This is a genomic window from Allobosea sp. 67-29 (genome assembly GCF_001898115.1).
Classification (GTDB): Bacteria; Pseudomonadota; Alphaproteobacteria; order Rhizobiales; family Beijerinckiaceae; genus Allobosea.
The window spans coordinates 435290-453302 of record NZ_MKSQ01000005.1 but is presented as its reverse complement, the minus strand read 5'-3'; the positions used below and the strand labels follow the sequence as shown (position 1 = coordinate 453302).

17 protein-coding genes are annotated in these 18013 nt (G+C 67.0%); 11 read left to right on the top strand and 6 right to left on the bottom strand.

The features are described from left to right. Nucleotides 1-61 precede the first annotated feature (61 nt). From BGO20_RS02700 to BGO20_RS02685, 4 genes are all read left to right on the top strand, one after another. A complete protein-coding gene (locus tag BGO20_RS02700; protein WP_291663202.1) occupies nt 62-865 on the top strand; it encodes a transporter substrate-binding domain-containing protein in 804 nt (267 codons plus the stop codon). Between the two features lie 87 nt (nt 866-952). Further along, nucleotides 953-1654, top strand: a complete 702-nt coding sequence (locus tag BGO20_RS02695; RefSeq protein ID WP_291663201.1) for an amino acid ABC transporter permease — start codon at nt 953-955, stop codon at nt 1652-1654. Then, nucleotides 1654-2307 carry an amino acid ABC transporter permease gene (locus BGO20_RS02690; protein ID WP_291663199.1) on the top strand — a complete coding sequence of 218 codons (654 nt, stop codon included), beginning with the start codon at nt 1654-1656 and terminating at the stop codon, nt 2305-2307. Before BGO20_RS02695 ends, BGO20_RS02690 begins: the two co-directional genes overlap by 1 nt. After that, nucleotides 2288-3022 carry an amino acid ABC transporter ATP-binding protein gene (locus BGO20_RS02685; protein ID WP_291663197.1) on the top strand — a complete coding sequence of 245 codons (735 nt, stop codon included), beginning with the start codon at nt 2288-2290 and terminating at the stop codon, nt 3020-3022. The genes BGO20_RS02690 and BGO20_RS02685 overlap by 20 nt, the downstream gene beginning before the upstream one ends. Nucleotides 3023-3043: 21 nt before the next feature. On the opposite strand, the gene BGO20_RS02680 is transcribed toward BGO20_RS02685, so the two are convergent. From BGO20_RS02680 to BGO20_RS02660, 5 genes are all read right to left on the bottom strand, one after another. After that, the gene (locus tag BGO20_RS02680; protein ID WP_291663195.1) at nt 3044-3451 is read right to left on the bottom strand and encodes a DUF983 domain-containing protein; all 408 of its coding nucleotides are present in this window, start codon (nt 3449-3451) and stop codon (nt 3044-3046) included. Nucleotides 3452-3559: 108 nt separating this feature from the next. Next, complete coding sequence (gene lpdA, locus BGO20_RS02675; protein WP_291663194.1) at nt 3560-4975, bottom strand: dihydrolipoyl dehydrogenase; 1416 nt, start codon at nt 4973-4975, stop codon at nt 3560-3562. Nucleotides 4976-4985: 10 nt separating this feature from the next. Next, entirely contained in the window at nt 4986-6302 is a 1317-nt protein-coding gene (locus tag BGO20_RS02670) for a dihydrolipoamide acetyltransferase family protein (protein WP_291663192.1), read from the bottom strand. Further along, on the bottom strand, nt 6302-7318 hold the full coding sequence (locus BGO20_RS02665) for an alpha-ketoacid dehydrogenase subunit beta (protein WP_291663190.1): 1017 nt from the start codon (nt 7316-7318) through the stop codon (nt 6302-6304). Before BGO20_RS02665 ends, BGO20_RS02670 begins: the two co-directional genes overlap by 1 nt. A 4-nt stretch (nt 7319-7322) precedes the next feature. Beyond that, nucleotides 7323-8582, bottom strand: a complete 1260-nt coding sequence (locus tag BGO20_RS02660) for a thiamine pyrophosphate-dependent enzyme (RefSeq protein WP_291663189.1) — start codon at nt 8580-8582, stop codon at nt 7323-7325. 228 nt (nt 8583-8810) lie between these two features. Here BGO20_RS02660 and BGO20_RS02655 point away from each other — a divergent pair, with 228 nt between their 5' ends. Then, nucleotides 8811-9308: an Lrp/AsnC family transcriptional regulator gene (locus tag BGO20_RS02655; RefSeq protein WP_291663188.1), complete on the top strand. Its 498-nt coding sequence runs from the start codon at nt 8811-8813 to the stop codon at nt 9306-9308. A 205-nt stretch (nt 9309-9513) separates the two neighbouring features. Here the strand turns inward: BGO20_RS02655 and BGO20_RS02650 are convergent, their stop codons facing one another. Next, on the bottom strand, nt 9514-10545 hold the full coding sequence (locus BGO20_RS02650) for an LLM class flavin-dependent oxidoreductase (protein ID WP_291663187.1): 1032 nt from the start codon (nt 10543-10545) through the stop codon (nt 9514-9516). Between the two features lie 209 nt (nt 10546-10754). Here BGO20_RS02650 and BGO20_RS02645 point away from each other — a divergent pair, with 209 nt between their 5' ends. The 6 genes from BGO20_RS02645 to BGO20_RS02620 all read left to right on the top strand — a co-directional run bounded on the left by BGO20_RS02645 (nt 10755) and on the right by BGO20_RS02620 (nt 17927). Then, the gene (locus tag BGO20_RS02645) at nt 10755-11669 is read left to right on the top strand and encodes a LysR family transcriptional regulator (protein ID WP_291663185.1); all 915 of its coding nucleotides are present in this window, start codon (nt 10755-10757) and stop codon (nt 11667-11669) included. Between the two features lie 228 nt (nt 11670-11897). Further along, nucleotides 11898-12374 carry an NAD(P)H-dependent oxidoreductase subunit E gene (locus BGO20_RS02640; RefSeq protein WP_291663184.1) on the top strand — a complete coding sequence of 159 codons (477 nt, stop codon included), beginning with the start codon at nt 11898-11900 and terminating at the stop codon, nt 12372-12374. Continuing rightward, the gene (locus BGO20_RS02635) at nt 12371-13936 is read left to right on the top strand and encodes a formate dehydrogenase beta subunit (protein WP_291663183.1); all 1566 of its coding nucleotides are present in this window, start codon (nt 12371-12373) and stop codon (nt 13934-13936) included. Before BGO20_RS02640 ends, BGO20_RS02635 begins: the two co-directional genes overlap by 4 nt. Nucleotides 13937-13946: 10 nt before the next feature. Continuing rightward, complete coding sequence (gene fdhF / locus BGO20_RS02630; protein WP_291663181.1) at nt 13947-16829, top strand: formate dehydrogenase subunit alpha; 2883 nt, start codon at nt 13947-13949, stop codon at nt 16827-16829. Beyond that, nucleotides 16816-17658 (top strand): formate dehydrogenase accessory sulfurtransferase FdhD, encoded by an 843-nt coding sequence (gene fdhD / locus BGO20_RS02625; protein ID WP_291663180.1) that lies wholly within the window; start codon nt 16816-16818, stop codon nt 17656-17658. The genes fdhF and fdhD overlap by 14 nt, the downstream gene beginning before the upstream one ends. Then, the gene (locus tag BGO20_RS02620; RefSeq protein ID WP_291663179.1) at nt 17655-17927 is read left to right on the top strand and encodes a formate dehydrogenase subunit delta; all 273 of its coding nucleotides are present in this window, start codon (nt 17655-17657) and stop codon (nt 17925-17927) included. Before fdhD ends, BGO20_RS02620 begins: the two co-directional genes overlap by 4 nt. The last annotated feature ends 86 nt before the right edge of the window (nt 17928-18013 follow it).

Below are 18013 nucleotides of genomic sequence, written 5' to 3'. Positions count from 1 at the left end.
CCAACCGGCCATCAGAAGCCGGGGATCAATCGCGCGAATGCAGCATAACGGGAGACGTCCAGTGAATATCCTCAAGCATATCAAGATCGCCGGCATGGCTCTCGCGCTCGGCGCCGGCATGCTCGCGGCGAGCCACGCCTCGGCGCAGACGATCAACGACATCGTCAAGCGCGGCAAGGTCAAGGTCGGCGTGCTGATCGGCGCCCCGCCCTACGGCTCGGTCGACGCGCAGGGCAACGCCATCGGCTACGACGCGGACGTGACCGCGCTGGTCGGCAAATATCTCGGCGTCCCGGTCGAGGTGGTGCAGCTGACGCCGCCCGCCCGCATCCCCGCGCTGGAAGCGGGCAAGGTCGATTTCCTGGTGGCGACGCTGGCGCCGACGCCCGAGCGCGCCAAGGCGGTGATGTTCACCATCCCCTACAGCGCCTTCCAGACCGGCATCTACGCCAAGAAGAACACCCCGATCAAAACCTGGGAAGACCTGCGCAACCGCACCGTCGGCGTCAACCGCGGCTCCAGCGTCGAGCGCGAGTTCACCAACCGCGAGAAGGAGCTCAACCTCAAGATCCTGCGCTTCGAGGACGACGCCACCACCATGCAGGCGCTGTTCTCCGGCCAGGTCGAGGCCATCGCGGGGCCGGACGCCCAGGCCAACGCAGCCATCAAGGCGCGCGGCGAGACCGAGACCGAGCTCAAGTTCTTCTTCGGCATGCAGCCGAACTCGATGACCGTCCGCAAGGACGCCTACGAGCTGAAGCAGTGGCTCAACAACCTGATCTACTACATCAAGCAGAACGGCGAGCTGAACGCGGTCTCCGAGAAGTGGGTCGGCGGCCCGCTGCCGCAGCTCCCGACCTTCTGAGCATCCGCCTTCCGATCTGACATCTGACCACCGACCGCCGACGGGGCTCGCCCCGTCGGCCACGGCGCTCTGCCAGGCAGGAGATCCATGCCGATTCAATTTCAATTCGAGCCGATCTTCGCGGAGTCGGACCGGATCATCGACGGCGTCCTGCTGACGCTCGGCCTGTCCTTCGGCGCAATCGTGCTCGGGCTGGTCCTCGCGGTGCTGCTCGTCGCGGCCAAGAGCCTGCTCGGGCGCTGGGTCGGGCTGCTCGTCGACGCCTACGTCGAGCTGATGCGCAATACCCCCTTCCTGGTGCAGCTCTTCATGCTGTTCTTCGGCCTGCCGCTGATCGGCATCCGCCTGCCGGGCACGGAAGCCGCCCTGCTCGCCATGACGCTCAATCTCGGCGCCTATGCGACGGAGATCATCCGCGCCGGCGTCGACTCGATCCACCGCTCGCAGCTCGAGGCCGGCCTGTCGCTGGCCATGACCAAGCGCCAGGTCTTCCAGCATGTCGTGCTGATGCCGGCGCTCGCCCGGGTGTGGCCGGCGCTGTCCTCGCAATTCGTGCTGATGCTGCTCGCCTCCTCAATCTGCTCCTTCATCGCCGTCCCCGAGCTTTCGGGCACCGCCGCGATCATCGAGCAGAACACCTTCCGCAGCTTCGAGACCTATATCGTCGTCACCATCATCTATCTGGCGCTGGCGCTGACGCTGAAGGTCGCGCTCAACTGGCTCGGCCGGGCGGTTTTCCCGCGGGTTTCCAGCGTCGACCGGCTCGATGCCAGGGCGGAGGCCGCCTGATGACGACCTTCGGTTGGCCCGAGGCCCTCTTCCTCCTGCGCGCAGCCGGCTGGACGCTGCTGCTCACCGCGATCGCCTTCCTGATCGGCAGCCTGATCGGCGGCGTCTTCGCGATCATGCGCCTGTCGCGGATCAAGCTGCTGCGCCGCATCGCCGCGACCTACATCCTCGTCATCCAGTCGATCCCCGTGCTCATGGTGCTGTTCATGAGCTATTACGGGCTGTCGCTTTTCGGCGTCGAGCTGCCGCCCTTCCTGGCGGCGTCTGCCTCGCTGGCGATCTATGTCAGCGCCTATCTCGCCGAGATCTGGCGCGGCTCGATCGAGTCCGTGCCGTTCCAGCAATGGGAGGCCTCGGCCTCGTTGGCCCATTCGCCGGCGCAGACCTACCGCTACGTCATCCTGCCGCAGGCGATCCGCATCTCGCTGCCGCCGACGGTCGGCTTCCTCGTCCAGCTCGTGAAGAACACCTCGATCGTCTCGGTCGTCGGCTTCGTCGAGCTCGCGCGCGCCGGGCAGCTCGTCAACAACGCAACCTTCGATTCCTTCCGGGTCTTCGGGCTGGTCGCGCTGATCTATTTCGCGATCTGCTTCCCCCTCTCCCGGCTCAGCCGCCATCTCGAAAAGGTGATGAATGCCAGCCGTCCTCATTGAAGACGTCCACAAGAGCTACGGCCCGCTCGAGGTCCTGAAGGGCGTCTCGCTCTCGGTCGAGACCGGACAGGTCGTGGCGCTGATCGGCCGCTCGGGCTCGGGCAAATCCACCATGCTGCGCTGCATCAACGGGCTCGAGGCCTTCCAGTCCGGCCGCATCGAGGTGGCCGGCCATGTCGTCGACCAGGACCCGAAACGCCTGCGCGACCTGCGCAAGGATGTCGGCATCGTCTTCCAGAGCTACAATCTCTTCCCGCATCTGACGGTCGGGCAGAACATCATGCTCTCGCCGCGCATCACCAAGAAGGTGCCGCAGGCGGAGGCGCTGGCACTCGCCAAGGAGGTGCTGGCGCAGGTCGGCCTCTCCGAGAAGTTCGACAGCTACCCCGACAATCTCTCGGGCGGGCAGCAGCAGCGCGTCGCCATCGCCCGCTCGCTGGCGATGAAGCCCAAGGTCATGCTGTTCGACGAGGTGACCTCGGCGCTCGACCCCGAGCTGACGGGCGAGGTGCTGCTGGTCATGGAGAAGCTTGCCAAGGGCGGCATGACCATGATCCTGGTGACGCATGAGATGGCTTTCGCGCGCAATGTCGCGAACAACACCATCTTCATGCATCAGGGCAAGATCTGGGAAGAAGGCCCCTCGAAGGAACTCTTCGCCAACCCGCGGACGCCGGAATTGCAGGGCTTCGTCAAAGCGGGCGCGCGCGAATAGCGCGCCGGCCTTCGCGCCGGCTCAGCCCCCGGAGGGGCCCGAGCCTGCCGCCGGGCTCGCGAGACGGCCTTCCTCGGCCTTGTGGACATATTGCGAAGCCACGAGCCAGCCCTTGAGCGGCTGCAGCGGCGGGATGCAGGTCAGCAGGATCAGCGGCAGCGTCGTGACCAGATGCACCCATGTCGGCGGGCTGTAGGTCAGCTCCAGCCAGAGCGGGAAGGCGACCGCCGGGATGCAGACGAACATCATCACGAAGAAGGCCGGGCCATCCGCCGGATCGGCGAAGGAATAGTCGAGCCCGCAAGCCTCGCATTTCGGCTTGATCTTGAGGAAACCCTCGAACATGCGGCCCTGGCCGCAGCGCGGGCAGCGGCCGCGCAGGCCGGTCTGGAGCGGGGACAGGGTCGGCCAGTCGGTCTCGGCAGGCATGATGGGAACTCGCAAAGCGCCGCCCTTGCTGGCGGCGTGCTTCAGATCGCGCCGCCGGAACCGCCCATCAAGGCGCCATGCTGTCGCTGCGCCGAAACGCCGCGCCGGCTAGATATGCAGCGCGTGGCCGAGCGCCTTCATCGCGGCCTCCGGGAGGGCCTCGCCGAGCGTCGGATGGGCGTGGATCGTGCCGGCGATATCCTGCAGCGTCGCGCCCATCTCGATCGCCAGCCCGAAGGCGGCCGAGAGTTCCGAGACGCCTGAGCCCACCGCCTGGATGCCGAGCACGAGGTCGCTGCGTTCCTCCGCGACCACGCGGACGAAGCCGGCCTCGCCATGGCGGGTCATGGCGCGGCCATTTGCGGCGAAGGGGAACTGGCCGATCTTGAGCTCGTGGCCGGCGCGCTTCGCCTCCTCCGGCGAGAGGCCGACCGAGACGATCTCGGGATCGGTGAAGCAGATCGCCGGGATGCAGCGCTTGTCCCAGGCACGCGGCAGCCCGGCGACGATCTCCGCCACCATCTCGCCCTGCGCCATGGCGCGATGGGCCAGCATCGGCTCGCCGGTGACGTCGCCGATGGCGTAGATGCCGCGCATCGCTGTCTCGCAACGCTCGCCGATACGGATGAAGCGGCCATCCATCTCGAGCACGAGGTTTTCGAGGCCGAGTCCGTCAGTGAACGGCTTGCGGCCGACCGTGACCAAAATCTTGTCGGCCGACAGCGCGCGCTCCTTGCCGTCTGCCGTCTCGATACGCAGGCCGTCGCCCTTCTGCGCACCGCCCTTGGGCGTAGGCCCGAGCGCCTTGGCGCCCGTCAGCACCTCGACGCCGAGCGCGGTCAAGCGCTTGGAGATGGGTCCGGTCAATTCAGCATCGTAGAGCGGCAGGATACGGTCCTGCGCCTCCACCACCGTGACCTTGGCTCCGAGCTTGGCGAAGGCGGTGCCGAGTTCCAGCCCGATATAGCCGCCGCCGACCACGACGAGCCGCTTCGGCACTTCGGTCAGCGCCAGTGCGCCGGTCGAGGAGATGACATTGCCGCCGAAGGGCAGGAAGGGCAGCTCCACCGGAGCGGAACCGGTGGCGATGACGATGGCCTCGGCATGAACCGTCTTCGGCCCGGTCTCGGTCTCGACCACGACGGTCTTGCCGTCGCGGAAGCGGGCGCGGCCATGAAGGATCTTGTTGACCTTGGCCTTGCGCAGCAGGCCGGCGACGCCGTTGTTGAGGCGCTGGACGATGCCGTCCTTCCAGGCCACGGCCTGCCTGAGGTCGAGCGCGGGCTGGGAGACCGTCAGGCCGAAGGGCGTCTTGCCAGCGGCGGCTTCCGCCGCCTTCTCGAATTCCTCGGCGACATGGATCATCGCCTTGGAGGGGATGCAGCCGACATTGAGGCAGGAACCGCCGAGCTTGGTGCTCTCGACGATGACCGTGTCGATGCCGAGCTGGCCGGCGCGGATGGCGCAGACATAGCCGCCCGGGCCGGCACCGATGACGAGCAGCTTGCAGGTGATGTCCGTCATGGCACGCTCCTCAGATGTCCACGAAGAGCGTGGCCGGGTTCTCCAGCAGCTCCTTCAGCCGCTGCACGAAGACAGCGGCGTCCCAGCCGTCGATGACGCGGTGATCGAAGCTGCAGGAGAGATTCATCATCTTGCGCGGCACGAAGGTGGTGCCGTCCCAGACGGGCCTGACCACCATCTTGTTGACGCCGACGATGGCGACTTCCGGGTGGTTGATCACCGGGGTCGTCGCGATGCCACCGAGCGCGCCGAGCGAGGTGATGGTGATGGTCGAGCCGGTCAGTTCGTCGCGCGTCGCGGTGCCGTCGCGGCCGCGCTCGGCGAGGCGATTGAGCTCAATGCCGCAGCCCCAGAGATCGCGCGCCTCGGCATGCTTGACCACCGGCACGATCAGGCCGGTCGGCGTCTGCGTGGCGATGCCGATATTGATCGCGGCGTGCTGGCGCACGATCCCCGCCTCGTCGTCATAGAGCGCGTTCAGCGCCGGCTGCTCGGCGAGCGCCTTGACCATGGCGCGCATCAGGAAGGGCAAGATCGTCAGCTTCGGCCGCTCCGGCGTCGGCTTCTTGTTCAGCGTCGCGCGCAGGTCCTCCAGCGGCGAGACATTGATCTCCTCGACGATGGTGATGTGCGGGATGCGCGCCTTCGACAGCGCCATCTTCTCGGCGATGCGGCGGCGCAGGCCGACGACTTTGACCTCGGTGACGGCGTTCTGTTCGACGAGCCCGCCACCGCGGACCGGCTCCGGACCGCGCAGCAGGAAGGCATCGATGTCCTGATGGGTGATGCGGCCGGCGGGGCCCGTGCCCTGGACCTGGCGCAGATCGACCCCGGCCTCGCGGGCCTTCAAGCGCACGGCCGGCGAGGCGAGCGGCTTCTCGCCCGGCGCGCGGCGCTGGGCGGGGGCGGCGTCGGCGCGCGCGGCTTTCGGCGGCGGTGGAGGCGGAGCGGCCGCCTTGGCGGGAGCAGCGGGTGCGGCGGGCTTTTCGGCCTTGGGCGGGGCCGGCGGCGCGGCTGGCTTCTCGGCCGGGGCTTCTTGCGCGCCCTCTTCCGCGACGGATTGCTCCGCCGCCGCGCCGCCCTCCCCTGCAACCTTCAACTTCACGATGGCCGAGCCGATCGCGACGGTGTCGCCGACCTCGGCGCCGACCCAGGTGACCTCGCCCTCGACCGGTGAGGGAATCTCGACCGTCGCCTTGTCGGTCATCACGGCGGCGAGCAGGTCGTCCTCGCGGACGATATCGCCGATTTTGACGTGCCACTCGACGAGCTCGGCTTCCGCAATGCCCTCGCCGACATCCGGCAGCTTGATGATGCGCTCGGCCATCAGCGTGCCTCCATGATGTCGCGCAGCGCCTGTCCGAGGCGGGCGGGGCCGGGGAAATAGTCCCATTCCTGCGCATGTGGATAGGGCGTGTCCCAACCGGTGACGCGCATCACCGGCGCCTCCAGATGATAGAAGCAGTGTTCCTGCACCAGCGCGGCGAGCTCGCCGCCGAAGCCGGAGGTCAGCGTCGCCTCGTGCAGCACGATGCAACGGCCGGTCTTCTGGACCGAGGCGATGATCGCATCGAGATCAAGCGGGACCAGCGTGCGCAGGTCGATGACCTCGGCATCGATGCCGGTGTCCTCGGCTGCCGCCAGCGCGACATGGACCATGGTGCCATAGGCAAGGATGGTGACGGCGGAGCCCTCGCGCCGCGTCACCGCCTTGCCGAGCGGCACGGTGTAATGGCCTTCCGGGACCTCGGAGAGCTCATGCTTCGACCAGGCCGTGACCGGCCGGTCGTAATGACCGTCGAATGGGCCGTTATAGAGCCGCTTCGGCTCGAGGAAGATCACCGGGTCGGGGTCCTCGATCGCCGCGATCAGCAGGCCCTTGGCATCATAGGGGTTGGACGGGACGATCGTCTTCAGCCCCGAGACATGGGTAAAGAGCGCTTCCGGGCTCTGGCTGTGGGTCTGGCCGCCGAAGATGCCGCCGCCGGTCGGCATGCGGATCACCAGTGGGCAGGTGAAGTCGCCGGCCGAGCGATAGCGCAGGCGGGCGGCCTCAGAGACGATCTGGTCATAGGCCGGGTACATGTAGTCGGCGAACTGGATCTCGACGCAGGGTTTCAGGCCATAGGCCGCCATGCCGATCGCGGTGCCGACGATGCCGGCCTCGCTGATCGGCGCGTCGAAACAGCGCGAGACGCCGTATTTCTGCTGGAGCCCATGGGTGCAGCGGAAGACGCCGCCGAAGAAGCCGACATCCTCGCCGAAGACCACGACATCGTCGTCGCGCCCCATCGAGACGTCCATGGCGGAGCGGATCGCCTCGATCATCGTCATGCGTGCCATCGCGTCAGACTCCGATCTGCTGGCGCTGGCGGCGCAGATGCGGCGGCAGCTCGGCATAGACATCCTCGAAGATGTCGCGCGCCGAGGGCTTGCCGCCGGAGTGCAGCGTGCCGAAGCTTTCCGCCTCCTTCTGCGCGGCGATGACGCTGGCGAGGATCTCGGCCTCGGCCTGCTTGTGCCGCTCTTCCGACCAGGCGCCGACAGCGATCAGGTGCTGCTTCAGCCGGACGAGCGGGTCGCCCAGCGGCCAGTCGTCGGATTCGTGCTTGGGACGATAGGCGGAGGGGTCGTCCGAGGTCGAATGCGCGCCGGCGCGATAGGTGACGTATTCGATCAGCGTCGGCCCGAGATTGCGGCGGGCACGCTCGACCGCCCATTGCGCGACCGCATAGACGGCGAGGTAGTCGTTGCCGTCGACGCGCAGGGCCGGGATGCCGAAGCCGAGCCCCCTTGCCGCGAAGGTGCCGGAGCCGCCGCGCGCGATGCCCTGGAAAGTCGAGATCGCCCACTGGTTGTTGACGACGTTCAGCACGACCGGCGCCTTGTAGGTCGAGGCGAAGACGAGCGCGGCGTGGAAGTCCGATTCCGCCGTCGAGCCGTCGCCGATCCAGGCGGCGGCGATGCGGGTGTCCTGCTTGATCGCCGAGGCCATCGCCCAGCCGACGGCCTGGACGAACTGGGTGGCGAGATTGCCGGAGATCGAGAAGAAGCCGTGCTCCTTTGAGGAGTACATCACCGGCAATTGCCGGCCCTTCATCGGGTCGCGCTCGTTCGAATAGATCTGGCACATCATGTCGACGAGCGGGTAATCGTGCGCGATCAGCAGGCCGGCCTGGCGATAGGTCGGGAAGTTCATGTCGCCGGGCTGGAGCGCGATGCGGAAGGCGCAGCTCACTGCCTCCTCGCCGGTGTGCTGCATGTAGAACGAGGTCTTGCCCTGGCGCTGCGCCATCTGCATGCGCCCGTCGAAGGCGCGCAGCGTCATCATGTGACGCAGACCCCGGATCAGCTCCTCCTGCGAGAGATCGGGCACCCAGGGACCGACCGCCTCGCCCTCGCGGTTGAGGACGCGGATGATCGAATAGGCGAGGTCGCGGATGTCCTTGGGGTCGACATCGACCGGCGGACGCGCGACGGAGCCGGCCTTGGGGATCACGACATCGGAGAAATCGGGTTTCTCGCCCGGTCGACTGGCCGGCTTCGGCACATGGAACTGCAGTGGCTGGACCGCTGCCGGCGCGCTGCCGGCCTTGTCGCTGCTCATGAGCGCCTCCATCCCTGGCGCCGCCAGCATTCCGCCTTTACCGGCCTCCGGCAAGGCATCTCGTCAGCGGCATCGTCCCGCACGGCGGCTGCGGCCGGCAGGACGATCGTTTCCCCTGCAACCAAGCTAGGCCCGAAGCGCCGGTGGTTCCTTTCGAATTTGCCTGCGCCTTCCAGTCATGGCAGATGATCCTTCTGCCTTTCTTCGAAACTGCAGAATGCCATTCCGATGAACAAGAAGAGCCAGAAGAACCCTGCTCTCGACGCGATCGACCGGAAGATCCTGGCGGAACTCCGGGAGGACGGCCGGCTCACGACCCAAGCCCTGGCCGAAAAGGTCGGCCTTTCGCCCTCTCCCTGCTGGACCCGGGTGAAGCGGCTGGAAGAGGCGGGTGTGATCGAGAAATATGTCGCGCTGCTCGACCATCAGGCGCTCGGCTACAACAATGTCGTCTTCGTCGAGATCACCCTCGACAAGCATGACGACAAGGTGCTCGACCAGTTCGCCGAGGCGCTGACGCGGGCACCCGAGGTGGTCGAGGCGCATCTGGTGACCGGCGAATACGATTATCTCGCCAAGGTCGTCGTTAGCGGCACCGATCATTACGAGCGTTTCCTGCGCGGAACGATCTACCGCATCCCCGGCGTGCGCCAGACCCGCACGACCTTCGGGCTCCGAGCGCTGAAGCGGACGCTATCGGTCGATCCGCTGAAGGTCGTGGGATGAGCGGTGGCGTCGATGACAGGCGTAGGGACCCCCCTCTCCCGGATGGGAGAGGGGCAGGGGTGAGAGCCTGCCGCTGATCGTTGAAACGGGGCTGCGCCGGCGCGCCCTTTAGTGGTGAGGGCGGGCCCTCATCCGGCCCTCCGGGGCACCTTTTCCCATCCGGGAGAAGGAAATCGCGTCGCGGCTCCAGAGACCGAGCAGCTCCTTAAGCCAGCATCTCCCGCACCAGCGGGATGACCTGCTCGCCATAGAGCCGGATGCACGCCATCAGCTTCTCATGCGCCAGCGGGCCGGCGCTGTACTTGAGCTGGAAGCGGGCGATGCCCAGCCCCTTGGCCGTTGAGGCGATCTTGCGCGCCACCGTCTCGGGCGAGCCGAGATAGAGCGAGCCGCGCGCGACCTCCTGCTCGAACTCGGCGCGGCCCATCGGCGGCCAACCGCGCTCGGCGCCGATGCGGTCGCGCATCTGCTTGAAGGCCGGGAAGAACTCCTCCTTCGCCTGCTCGTCGGTCGCGGCGACATAGCCCGGCGAATGGACGCCGATCGGTTTCGCCGGCCTGTCGAGCTGCGCGTAGGCGCGGTGGTAGAGATCGACATAGGGTTTGAAGCGCAGCGGGTCGCCGCCGATGATGGCGAGCATCATCGGCAGGTCGTAGCGCACCGCGCGCACCACCGATTCCGGGCTGCCGCCGACGCCGATCCAGGTCTTGAGCGGGCCATGTTCGACCGGCGGATAGATGAGCTGGTCCTTGAGCGGTGGGCGGATCGAGCCCTGCCAGCTCACCGGCTCCTGCGGCAACAGCGCCGCGAACAGGTCGAGCTTCTCCTCGAAGAGCTTCTCGTAGTCGCGCAGGTCGAAGCCGAAGAGCGGGAAGGATTCGGTGAAGGAGCCGCGGCCCAGGATGACCTCGGCGCGGCCGTTCGAGAGCGCATCGACCGTCGCGAAGCGCTGGAAGACGCGGATCGGATCGTCCGAGCTCAGCACCGTGACCGCCGAGCCCAGCTTGATCCGGCTGGTGCGCGTGGCCATGCCGGCCAGTACGGTTTCGGGCGCCGACACTGCGAAATCGGCACGATGATGCTCGCCGACGCCGATGAAGTCGATGCCGACGCTGTCAGCCAGCTCGGCCTCCGCGACGAGGTTGCGGATCACCTGCGCATGCGGCAGCGGCTTGCCATCCGCCCCGTTGGTGACATCGCCGAAGGTGTCGAGCCCGAATTCGAGTTCCTGCGCCATGACTTGCCCCGGGGCCGCACCCGGCCCGTTTGCCTGCCGGTCGTCCCGGCCCCTCGCAGTTAGGGGCGGGGCTCCCTGCGCGCAATCGTCAGGGCGTTGCCGCGGGGGCAACAGCCTGTTTGCAGCGATGCAACTGCCCGGCTTGCAAGCCGGGCGCGCTATGCCGATGCTCGACATGCGGCGACGTCAGCCGCTCCCGAGCCGATTTCATGATCATCCGCCAGCTCCTCTATCTCGATGCCCTGGCGCGCGAGAAGCATTTCCGCCGCGCCGCCGAGGCCTGCCACGTTTCGCAGCCGACGCTTTCGGCCGCGATCGTGCAGCTCGAGGAGGAGCTCGGCGTGATGATCGTCGAGCGCGGGCGGCGCTTCCAGGGCTTCACCAAGGAGGGCGAGGTCGTGCTCGCCCATGCCAGGCGCATCCTGGCCGAGGCCGAGGTGATGAAGGATTCGATCGCCGAACTGCGCGAGGGCGTCTCCGGCCGGATCAGGCTCGGCGCGATCCCGACCGCGCTGCCGATGATCGCGCACATCACCGCGCCTTTCTCGGCGCGCTACCCGGCAGTCTCGCTGACGGTGCTGTCGCTGACTTCGCAGGAAATCCAGGAACGCATCGACAATTTCGAGCTCGATGTCGGCCTGACCTATCTCGACAACGAACCGCTCGACCGGGTGATCTCCAAGCCGATCTACCAGGAATCCTATGTGCTGCTGACGCGCGAGGACGGACCTTTCGGCGCGCGCGAGACCATCGGCTGGTCGGAAGCGGCCGAGCTGAAGCTGTGCCTGCTGACCGGAGACATGCAGAACCGGCGCATCATCGACGGCATCTTCCGCTCGGTCGGTGCCTCCCCGCGCCCGGTCATCGAGACCAACTCGATCTTCAACCTGGTGTCGCATGCCGGCATCGAGGGCATCGCCAGCATCGTCTCGCTGCAATTGCTGGAGTTCTTCGGCGTGCCCCTCGGCACGAAAGCGCTGTCGCTGGTCGAGCCGGAGGCGCAGCGCACGATCGGGCTGATCGTGGCGGACCGGCAGCCGGTGGCGCCGCTCGCGCGCAACCTCCTGATGATGACGAAGCCGGTCACCGATGCCGGGCTGCCTCGCCGCCCCATCATTCGATAGCCTTCGCCTATCGTCTTAGAAGCAGCGCAGCATTGTGCAGCGCAAAATGGCCCTCCGGGAGAATTTTAGGAGCCGCCCAAACCCGCCGCATGGCGGACGCACGCCTATATCGCGCATATTGATAGCTATAAACTATCACGCATTCGAAAGAAACGATTTGAAATCATTCCAAGAACGCCCATTTTTCGCTGAAAGATATGCCGCGCAAAGCGGGCCTGCGGAGGAAAGATGGCGGGTTATCCGGCCTGGGATCAGGACAGCGCACGCATGATCGTGGCGGGGCTGGCGCATCTGGAAGGCGCCACGTTGCCGATGCTGCATGCCCTGCAGGACGAGTTCGGCTATGTCGACCCGCAGGCCGTGCCGCTGATCGCGGAAGCGCTTAACCTGTCGCGCGCCGAGGTCCATGGCGCGATCTCCTTCTATCACGACTTCAAGACCGCCCCGCAGCCGGCCCGCATCGTCAAGCTCTGCCGGGCCGAAGCCTGCCAGGCGCTCGGCTGCGAAAGCGTCGTCGACGAGCTTTCCCGCAACCACGGCATCGCGGTCGACGACCACCATGCCGGCGACGCCATCGTCGAAACGGTGTATTGTCTCGGCAATTGCGCGCTCGGGCCCTCGGCCCTGGTCGATGGCGAACTGATCGGGCGCGTCGATGCCGCCCGCATCGCCGGGCTCTGCCAGCACGGAAAGGCGCATTCATGAGCGCCGCACCGGTCCGCATCTTCGTCCCCATCGACGCCGCTGCCCTGTCGGTCGGCGCGGAAGCTGTCGCGCAGGCCATCGCCAGCGAAGCGACGACGCGCGGGCTTTCCGTCGAGATCGTCCGCAACGGCTCGCGCGGCATGCTCTGGCTGGAGCCGCTGGTCGAGGTCGAGACGACTGAGGGACGCATCGCCTACGGGCCGGTCACGGCGAAGGACGTCGCTGCGCTTTTCGATGCCGGCTTCGTCTCGGGCGGCGCGCATGCCTTGCGCCTCGGCAAGACCGAAGAACTCGATTGGATGAAGCGCCAGCAGCGCCTCACTTTCGAGCGCGTCGGCGTCATCGACCCGCTCTCGATCGCGGATTACCGCGCCTATGGCGGCTTCAAGGGGCTGGAGAAGGCGCTGGCGCTCACCGGCGGCGAGATCGTCGATGCGGTAAAGGCATCGGGCCTGCGCGGCCGCGGCGGCGCCGGCTTCCCGACCGGCATCAAGTGGAAGACCGTTCACGACGCGAAGGCGGAGCAGAAATACATCGTCTGCAATGCCGACGAGGGCGACAGCGGCACCTTCGCCGACCGGATGCTGTTCGAAGGCGACCCCTATCTGGTTATCGAGGGCATGGTGATCGCCGCGATCGCGGTCGGGGCGACGCGCGGCTACATCTACCTGCGCTCCGAATATCCGCATGCCCACCGCACATTGCAGCGCGCGATCCTGAAGGCGGAAGCCGCCGGAATGATCGGCGCTTCGGTGTTGGGCTCGGAGCATGCCTTCCATCTGGAAGTGCGGCTCGGGGCCGGCGCCTATATCTGTGGCGAGGAGACCTCGCTGCTGGAAAGCCTAGAAGGCAAGCGCGCCATCGTCCGGGCCAAGCCGCCGCTGCCGGCGCTGCAGGGCCTGTTCGGCAAGCCGACCGTCGTCAACAACGTGCTCTCCTTCGCCGCCGTGCCCTGGATCATGGACCATGGCGCACAGACCTATGCCGATTACGGCATGGGTCGCTCGCGCGGCACGCTGCCGATCCAGCTCGGCGGCAACGTCAGGCGCGGCGGGCTGATCGAACTCGCCTTCGGCATCAGCTTGCGCGAGATCATCGAGGATATGGGCGGCGGCACGCTCTCGGGCCGGCCGATCCGGGCCGTGCAGGTCGGCGGGCCGCTCGGCGCCTATCTCACGGCTGAACAGCTCGACGTACAGATGGATTACGAGGCACTCGCGGCGATGCGCGCGATGCTCGGCCATGGCGGCATCGTGGTGTTCGACGACAGCGTCGATATGGCCAAGCAGGCCCGCTTCGCCTTCGAATTCTGCGCCAAGGAAAGCTGCGGCAAGTGCACGCCCTGCCGCATCGGGGCGACGCGCGGGGTCGAGACGATGAACCGCATCATCGCCGGCACTGAGGTTCCCAAGAACATCGCCGTGCTGCGCGATCTCTCCAAGCTGATGACCGATGCCTCGCTCTGCGCCATGGGCGGCCTGACCCCCATGCCGGTGCTGAGCGCGCTCAACCATTTCCCCGAGGATTTCGACCGTCCTCCGCTGCCACTGGCGGCCGAGTGAGGAGGCCAGAATGAGTCTGATCAAGGAAATCGACTACGGCACGCCGATCCGGCTCTCCGAGAAGACGGTGACGCTGACCATCGACGGCCAGAGCGTCACGGTGCCGGCCGGCACTTCGGTGATGGCGGCGGCGATGAGCCTCGGCACCAAGATCCCCAAGCTCTGCGCCACCGACTCGCTCGAACCCTTCGGCTCCTGCCGGCTCTGCCTCGTCGAGATCGAGGGGCGGCGCGGCACGCCCGCGTCATGCACGACTCCGGCAGAAGACGGAATGATTGTGCGCACCCAGTCGGAGAACCTCTCCGGCCTGCGCAAGGGCGTGATGGAGCTCTACATCTCCGACCATCCGCTGGATTGCCTGACCTGCTCGGCCAATGGCGATTGCGAATTGCAGGACATGGCCGGCGCCGTCGGCCTGCGCGAAGTGCGCTACGGCTATGAGGGCGAGAACCACGTCTTCGCCAAGGGCCAGGACGGCCTCGCCAACGAGAACTGGCTCGCGAAGGACACCTCCAACCCCTATTTCACCTACGACCCGTCGAAATGCATCGTCTGCAATCGCTGCGTGCGGGCCTGCGAGGAGGTGCAGGGCACCTTCGCGCTGACGATTACGGGCCGCGGCTTCGACTCGCGCGTCGCGGCGGGGCCGACCGATTTCCTGGGTTCGGAATGCGTCTCCTGCGGCGCCTGCGTGCAGGCCTGCCCGACAGCGACGCTGATGGAGAACAAGGTCATCGAGCATGGCCAGCCCGAGCATTCGGTGGTGACGACCTGCGCCTATTGCGGCGTCGGCTGCTCGTTCAAGGCGGAGATGCAGGGTGACCGCGTCATCCGCATGGTGCCCTACAAGGACGGCAAGGCGAACGAGGGCCATTCCTGCGTGAAGGGCCGCTTCGCCTGGGGCTATGCGACCCATACCGACCGCATCACCAAGCCGATGATCCGGGCGAAGATCACCGACCCATGGCGCGAAGTGTCATGGGAAGAGGCGATCAACTACGCGGCCAGCGAGTTCAAGCGCATCCAGGCCAAGTACGGCCGTGAATCGGTCGGCGCCATCACCTCGTCGCGCTGCACCAACGAGGAGGTCTTCCTCGTCCAGAAGCTGGTGCGCGCCGCCTTCCGCAACAACAATGTCGATACCTGCGCCCGCGTCTGCCACTCGCCGACCGGCTATGGGCTGCGCACGACGCTCGGCACCTCGGCCGGCACGCAGGACTTCAAGTCCGTCGCCAAGTCCGACGTCATCCTCGTCATCGGCGCCAACCCGACTGACGGCCACCCGGTCTTCGCATCGCGGATGAAGAAGCGCATCCGCCAGGGCGCCAAGCTGATCGTCGCCGATCCCCGCCGGATCGACATGGTGCAGTCCCCGCATGTGAAGGCGGATTACCACCTGCCGCTGCGCCCCGGCACCAATGTCGCGCTGCTCAATGCGCTGAGCCATGTCGTCGTGACCGAGGGGCTGATCGACGAGGCTTATGTGCGCGAGCGCTGCGATCTCGGCGATTTCGAGCATTGGGCCCGCTTCGTCGCCCGCGAGGAGAACTCGCCGGAAGCGAGCGAGACCTATACCGGCGTGCCGGCGGCCGATGTACGCGCCGCGGCGCGGCTCTACGCCACCGGCGGCAATGGCGCGATCTATTACGGGCTCGGCGTCACCGAGCACAGCCAGGGCTCGACCACGGTGATGGCGATGGCGAACCTCGCCATGGCGACCGGCAATATCGGGCGCGACGGCGTCGGCATCAATCCGCTGCGCGGGCAGAACAACGTGCAGGGCTCCTGCGACATGGGCTCCTTCCCGCACGAATTCTCGGGCTACCGCCACGTCTCCGACGATTCGACACGGCAGGTCTTCGAGATGCTCTGGGGCGTGCCGCTCGATCCCGAACAGGGCCTGCGCATCAACAACATGCTGGACGAGGCGGTCGAGGGCACCTTCAAGGGGCTCTACGTCCAGGGCGAGGACATCGCCCAGTCGGACCCCAACACCAAGCATGTCACGGCAGGATTGGCCTCGATGGAATGCGTCGTCATCCAGGACATCTTCCTGAACGAGACGGCGAAATACGCCCATGTCTTCCTGCCGGGCGCCTCCTTCCTGGAGAAGGACGGCACTTTCACCAATGCCGAGCGGCGCATCAACCGCGTGCGGCAGGTGATGGCGCCGCTTGCCGGCAAGGACGAGTGGCAGGTCACGATCGATCTGGCCCGCGCACTCGGCTACGAGATGGCCTATGGCCATCCCAGCGAGATCATGGATGAGATCGCGCGATTGACGCCGAGCTTCGCCGGCGTCTCCTACGACAAGCTCGACAAGCTCGGCTCGGTGCAGTGGCCCTGCAACGACAAGGCGCCGACCGGGACGCCCCTGATGCATGTCGACCGCTTCGTGCGCGGCAAGGGCAAGTTCATGATCACCGAATATGTCCCGACCGACGAGCGGACGGGGCCGCGCTTCCCGCTGCTGCTCACCACGGGCCGCATCCTCTCGCAATACAATGTCGGCGCGCAGACAAGGCGCACCGAGAACGGCGCCTGGCATGACGAGGACGTGCTGGAAATCCACCCCTTCGACGCCGAAAGCCGCGGCGTCCGCGACGGCGACCTCGTCGCGCTCGCCAGCCGCTCGGGCGATATCGCGCTCCGGGCCGTGATTTCCGAGCGGATGCAGCCGGGCGTGGTCTACACCACCTTCCACCATGCCAAGACCGGCGCCAACGTCATCACCACCGACTATTCGGACTGGGCGACGAACTGCCCGGAATACAAGGTGACGGCGGTGGAGGTCAGGCGCACCAACCATTACTCGCAGTGGCAGGAGAAGAATTTCGAGGAGGACGTGACCTTGCGCCGGATCGCGGAGCGCCTGCCCGATGCCGCGGAATAATCCGTCCGCCCAGCCGCCGGCCTCGGCCGCCGTCACGGCTGAGCCGCTGCGCTTCGGCGCGGAGCGGGCGGATGCACGCGAGATCGAGGTCGCGGTGGAGACCCCCATCAACATCGTCTATGGCAACATGCCCTATGCGGTGATGATGGCGAGCCCGTCGGACCTCGAGGATTTCGTCACCGGTTTCAGCCTGACCGAGGGCATCGTGCGCGGCGCGGATGAGATCCGCAGCATCGCGGTCGAGCCGAAGGACGAAGGCGTGATCGTCACCGTCGAGCTCGCGCCCGGCCGCTTCCGCGAGCATCTGGCGCGGCGGCGCAATCTCTCGGGCCGGACCTCCTGCGGGCTCTGCGGGGTCGAGACCATCGAGGAGATTCCGATGGCCGATGCGGCGACGCGGGCTTCACGCGCCGTATCGGCCGCGGCGATCGAGGCCGCGCTCGCAGTGCTTGACAAGCACCAGCCGCTGAATCAGCTGACCCGCGCCGTCCATGGCGCCGCCTGGTGCGATGCCTCCGGCGCGATCCTGGCGGTGCGCGAGGATGTCGGTCGCCACAACGCCCTCGACAAGCTGATCGGCGCGCGGCTCCGGGCCGGGGCAAATGCCCACGACGGCTTCCTGCTCGTCACCAGCCGCGCCTCCTTCGAGATGGTCGAGAAGGCCGCGATCTTCGGCGCGGGAACGCTGGTTGCGATCTCCGCGCCGACCTCGCTCGCGATCGAGCGCGCCCGGCATCTCGGCCTGACGCTCGCCGCCGTGGCGCGGCGCGACGGCTGCATCGTCTTCACCGGCGCGCTCGCGCCGGAACCCGAGGCCATCGCCCGATGACGGAGGATGCGCTGACCACCGGGCAGAACGCGGCCGATCACCACGCCGAGAACGTCGAGAAACTGCGGCGCATGGCCGGGCAGATCACCGATTTCTTCAAGGCCTATCCCGAGGCCGAGGCGGTGCCCGCCATCGCCGACCACATCAACCAGTTCTGGACCGGGCGAATGCGCGAGGATTTCCTCGCCGCCTTCTCAGCCCGCCCGGAAGACCTTCCACCGCTCCTGCGCCGCGCCCTGCCGCGGATCAGGCCGGCGCGCGGAAGCTAGCGCAGCAGGCGTTCCCCGGGGAACGCGTCACGGGTTTCAACGAGCCGGGAGTGTACCCGGCCGAACGGCGAAGCTTTGGGGAAAGG

Bases quoted from the DNA above. Each gene is read 5' to 3' on its own strand.
- BGO20_RS02680 (WP_291663195.1), bottom strand. From the start codon at position 3,451: ATGCCTGCCGAGACCGACTGGCCGACCCTGTCCCCGCTCCAGACCGGC.
- BGO20_RS02620 (WP_291663179.1), top strand. From the start codon at position 17,655: ATGACGGAGGATGCGCTGACCACCGGGCAGAACGCGGCCGATCACCAC.
- BGO20_RS02650 (WP_291663187.1), bottom strand. From the start codon at position 10,545: ATGGCGCAGGAACTCGAATTCGGGCTCGACACCTTCGGCGATGTCACC.
- BGO20_RS02690 (WP_291663199.1), top strand. From the start codon at position 1,654: ATGACGACCTTCGGTTGGCCCGAGGCCCTCTTCCTCCTGCGCGCAGCC.
- BGO20_RS02695 (WP_291663201.1), top strand. From the start codon at position 953: ATGCCGATTCAATTTCAATTCGAGCCGATCTTCGCGGAGTCGGACCGG.
- BGO20_RS02655 (WP_291663188.1), top strand. From the start codon at position 8,811: ATGAACAAGAAGAGCCAGAAGAACCCTGCTCTCGACGCGATCGACCGG.
- BGO20_RS02640 (WP_291663184.1), top strand. From the start codon at position 11,898: ATGGCGGGTTATCCGGCCTGGGATCAGGACAGCGCACGCATGATCGTG.
- fdhF (WP_291663181.1), top strand. From the start codon at position 13,947: ATGAGTCTGATCAAGGAAATCGACTACGGCACGCCGATCCGGCTCTCC.
- BGO20_RS02670 (WP_291663192.1), bottom strand. From the start codon at position 6,302: ATGGCCGAGCGCATCATCAAGCTGCCGGATGTCGGCGAGGGCATTGCG.
- fdhD (WP_291663180.1), top strand. From the start codon at position 16,816: ATGCCGCGGAATAATCCGTCCGCCCAGCCGCCGGCCTCGGCCGCCGTC.
- BGO20_RS02660 (WP_291663189.1), bottom strand. From the start codon at position 8,582: ATGAGCAGCGACAAGGCCGGCAGCGCGCCGGCAGCGGTCCAGCCACTG.
- BGO20_RS02645 (WP_291663185.1), top strand. From the start codon at position 10,755: ATGATCATCCGCCAGCTCCTCTATCTCGATGCCCTGGCGCGCGAGAAG.
- lpdA (WP_291663194.1), bottom strand. From the start codon at position 4,975: ATGACGGACATCACCTGCAAGCTGCTCGTCATCGGTGCCGGCCCGGGC.
- BGO20_RS02685 (WP_291663197.1), top strand. From the start codon at position 2,288: ATGCCAGCCGTCCTCATTGAAGACGTCCACAAGAGCTACGGCCCGCTC.
- BGO20_RS02665 (WP_291663190.1), bottom strand. From the start codon at position 7,318: ATGGCACGCATGACGATGATCGAGGCGATCCGCTCCGCCATGGACGTC.
- BGO20_RS02635 (WP_291663183.1), top strand. From the start codon at position 12,371: ATGAGCGCCGCACCGGTCCGCATCTTCGTCCCCATCGACGCCGCTGCC.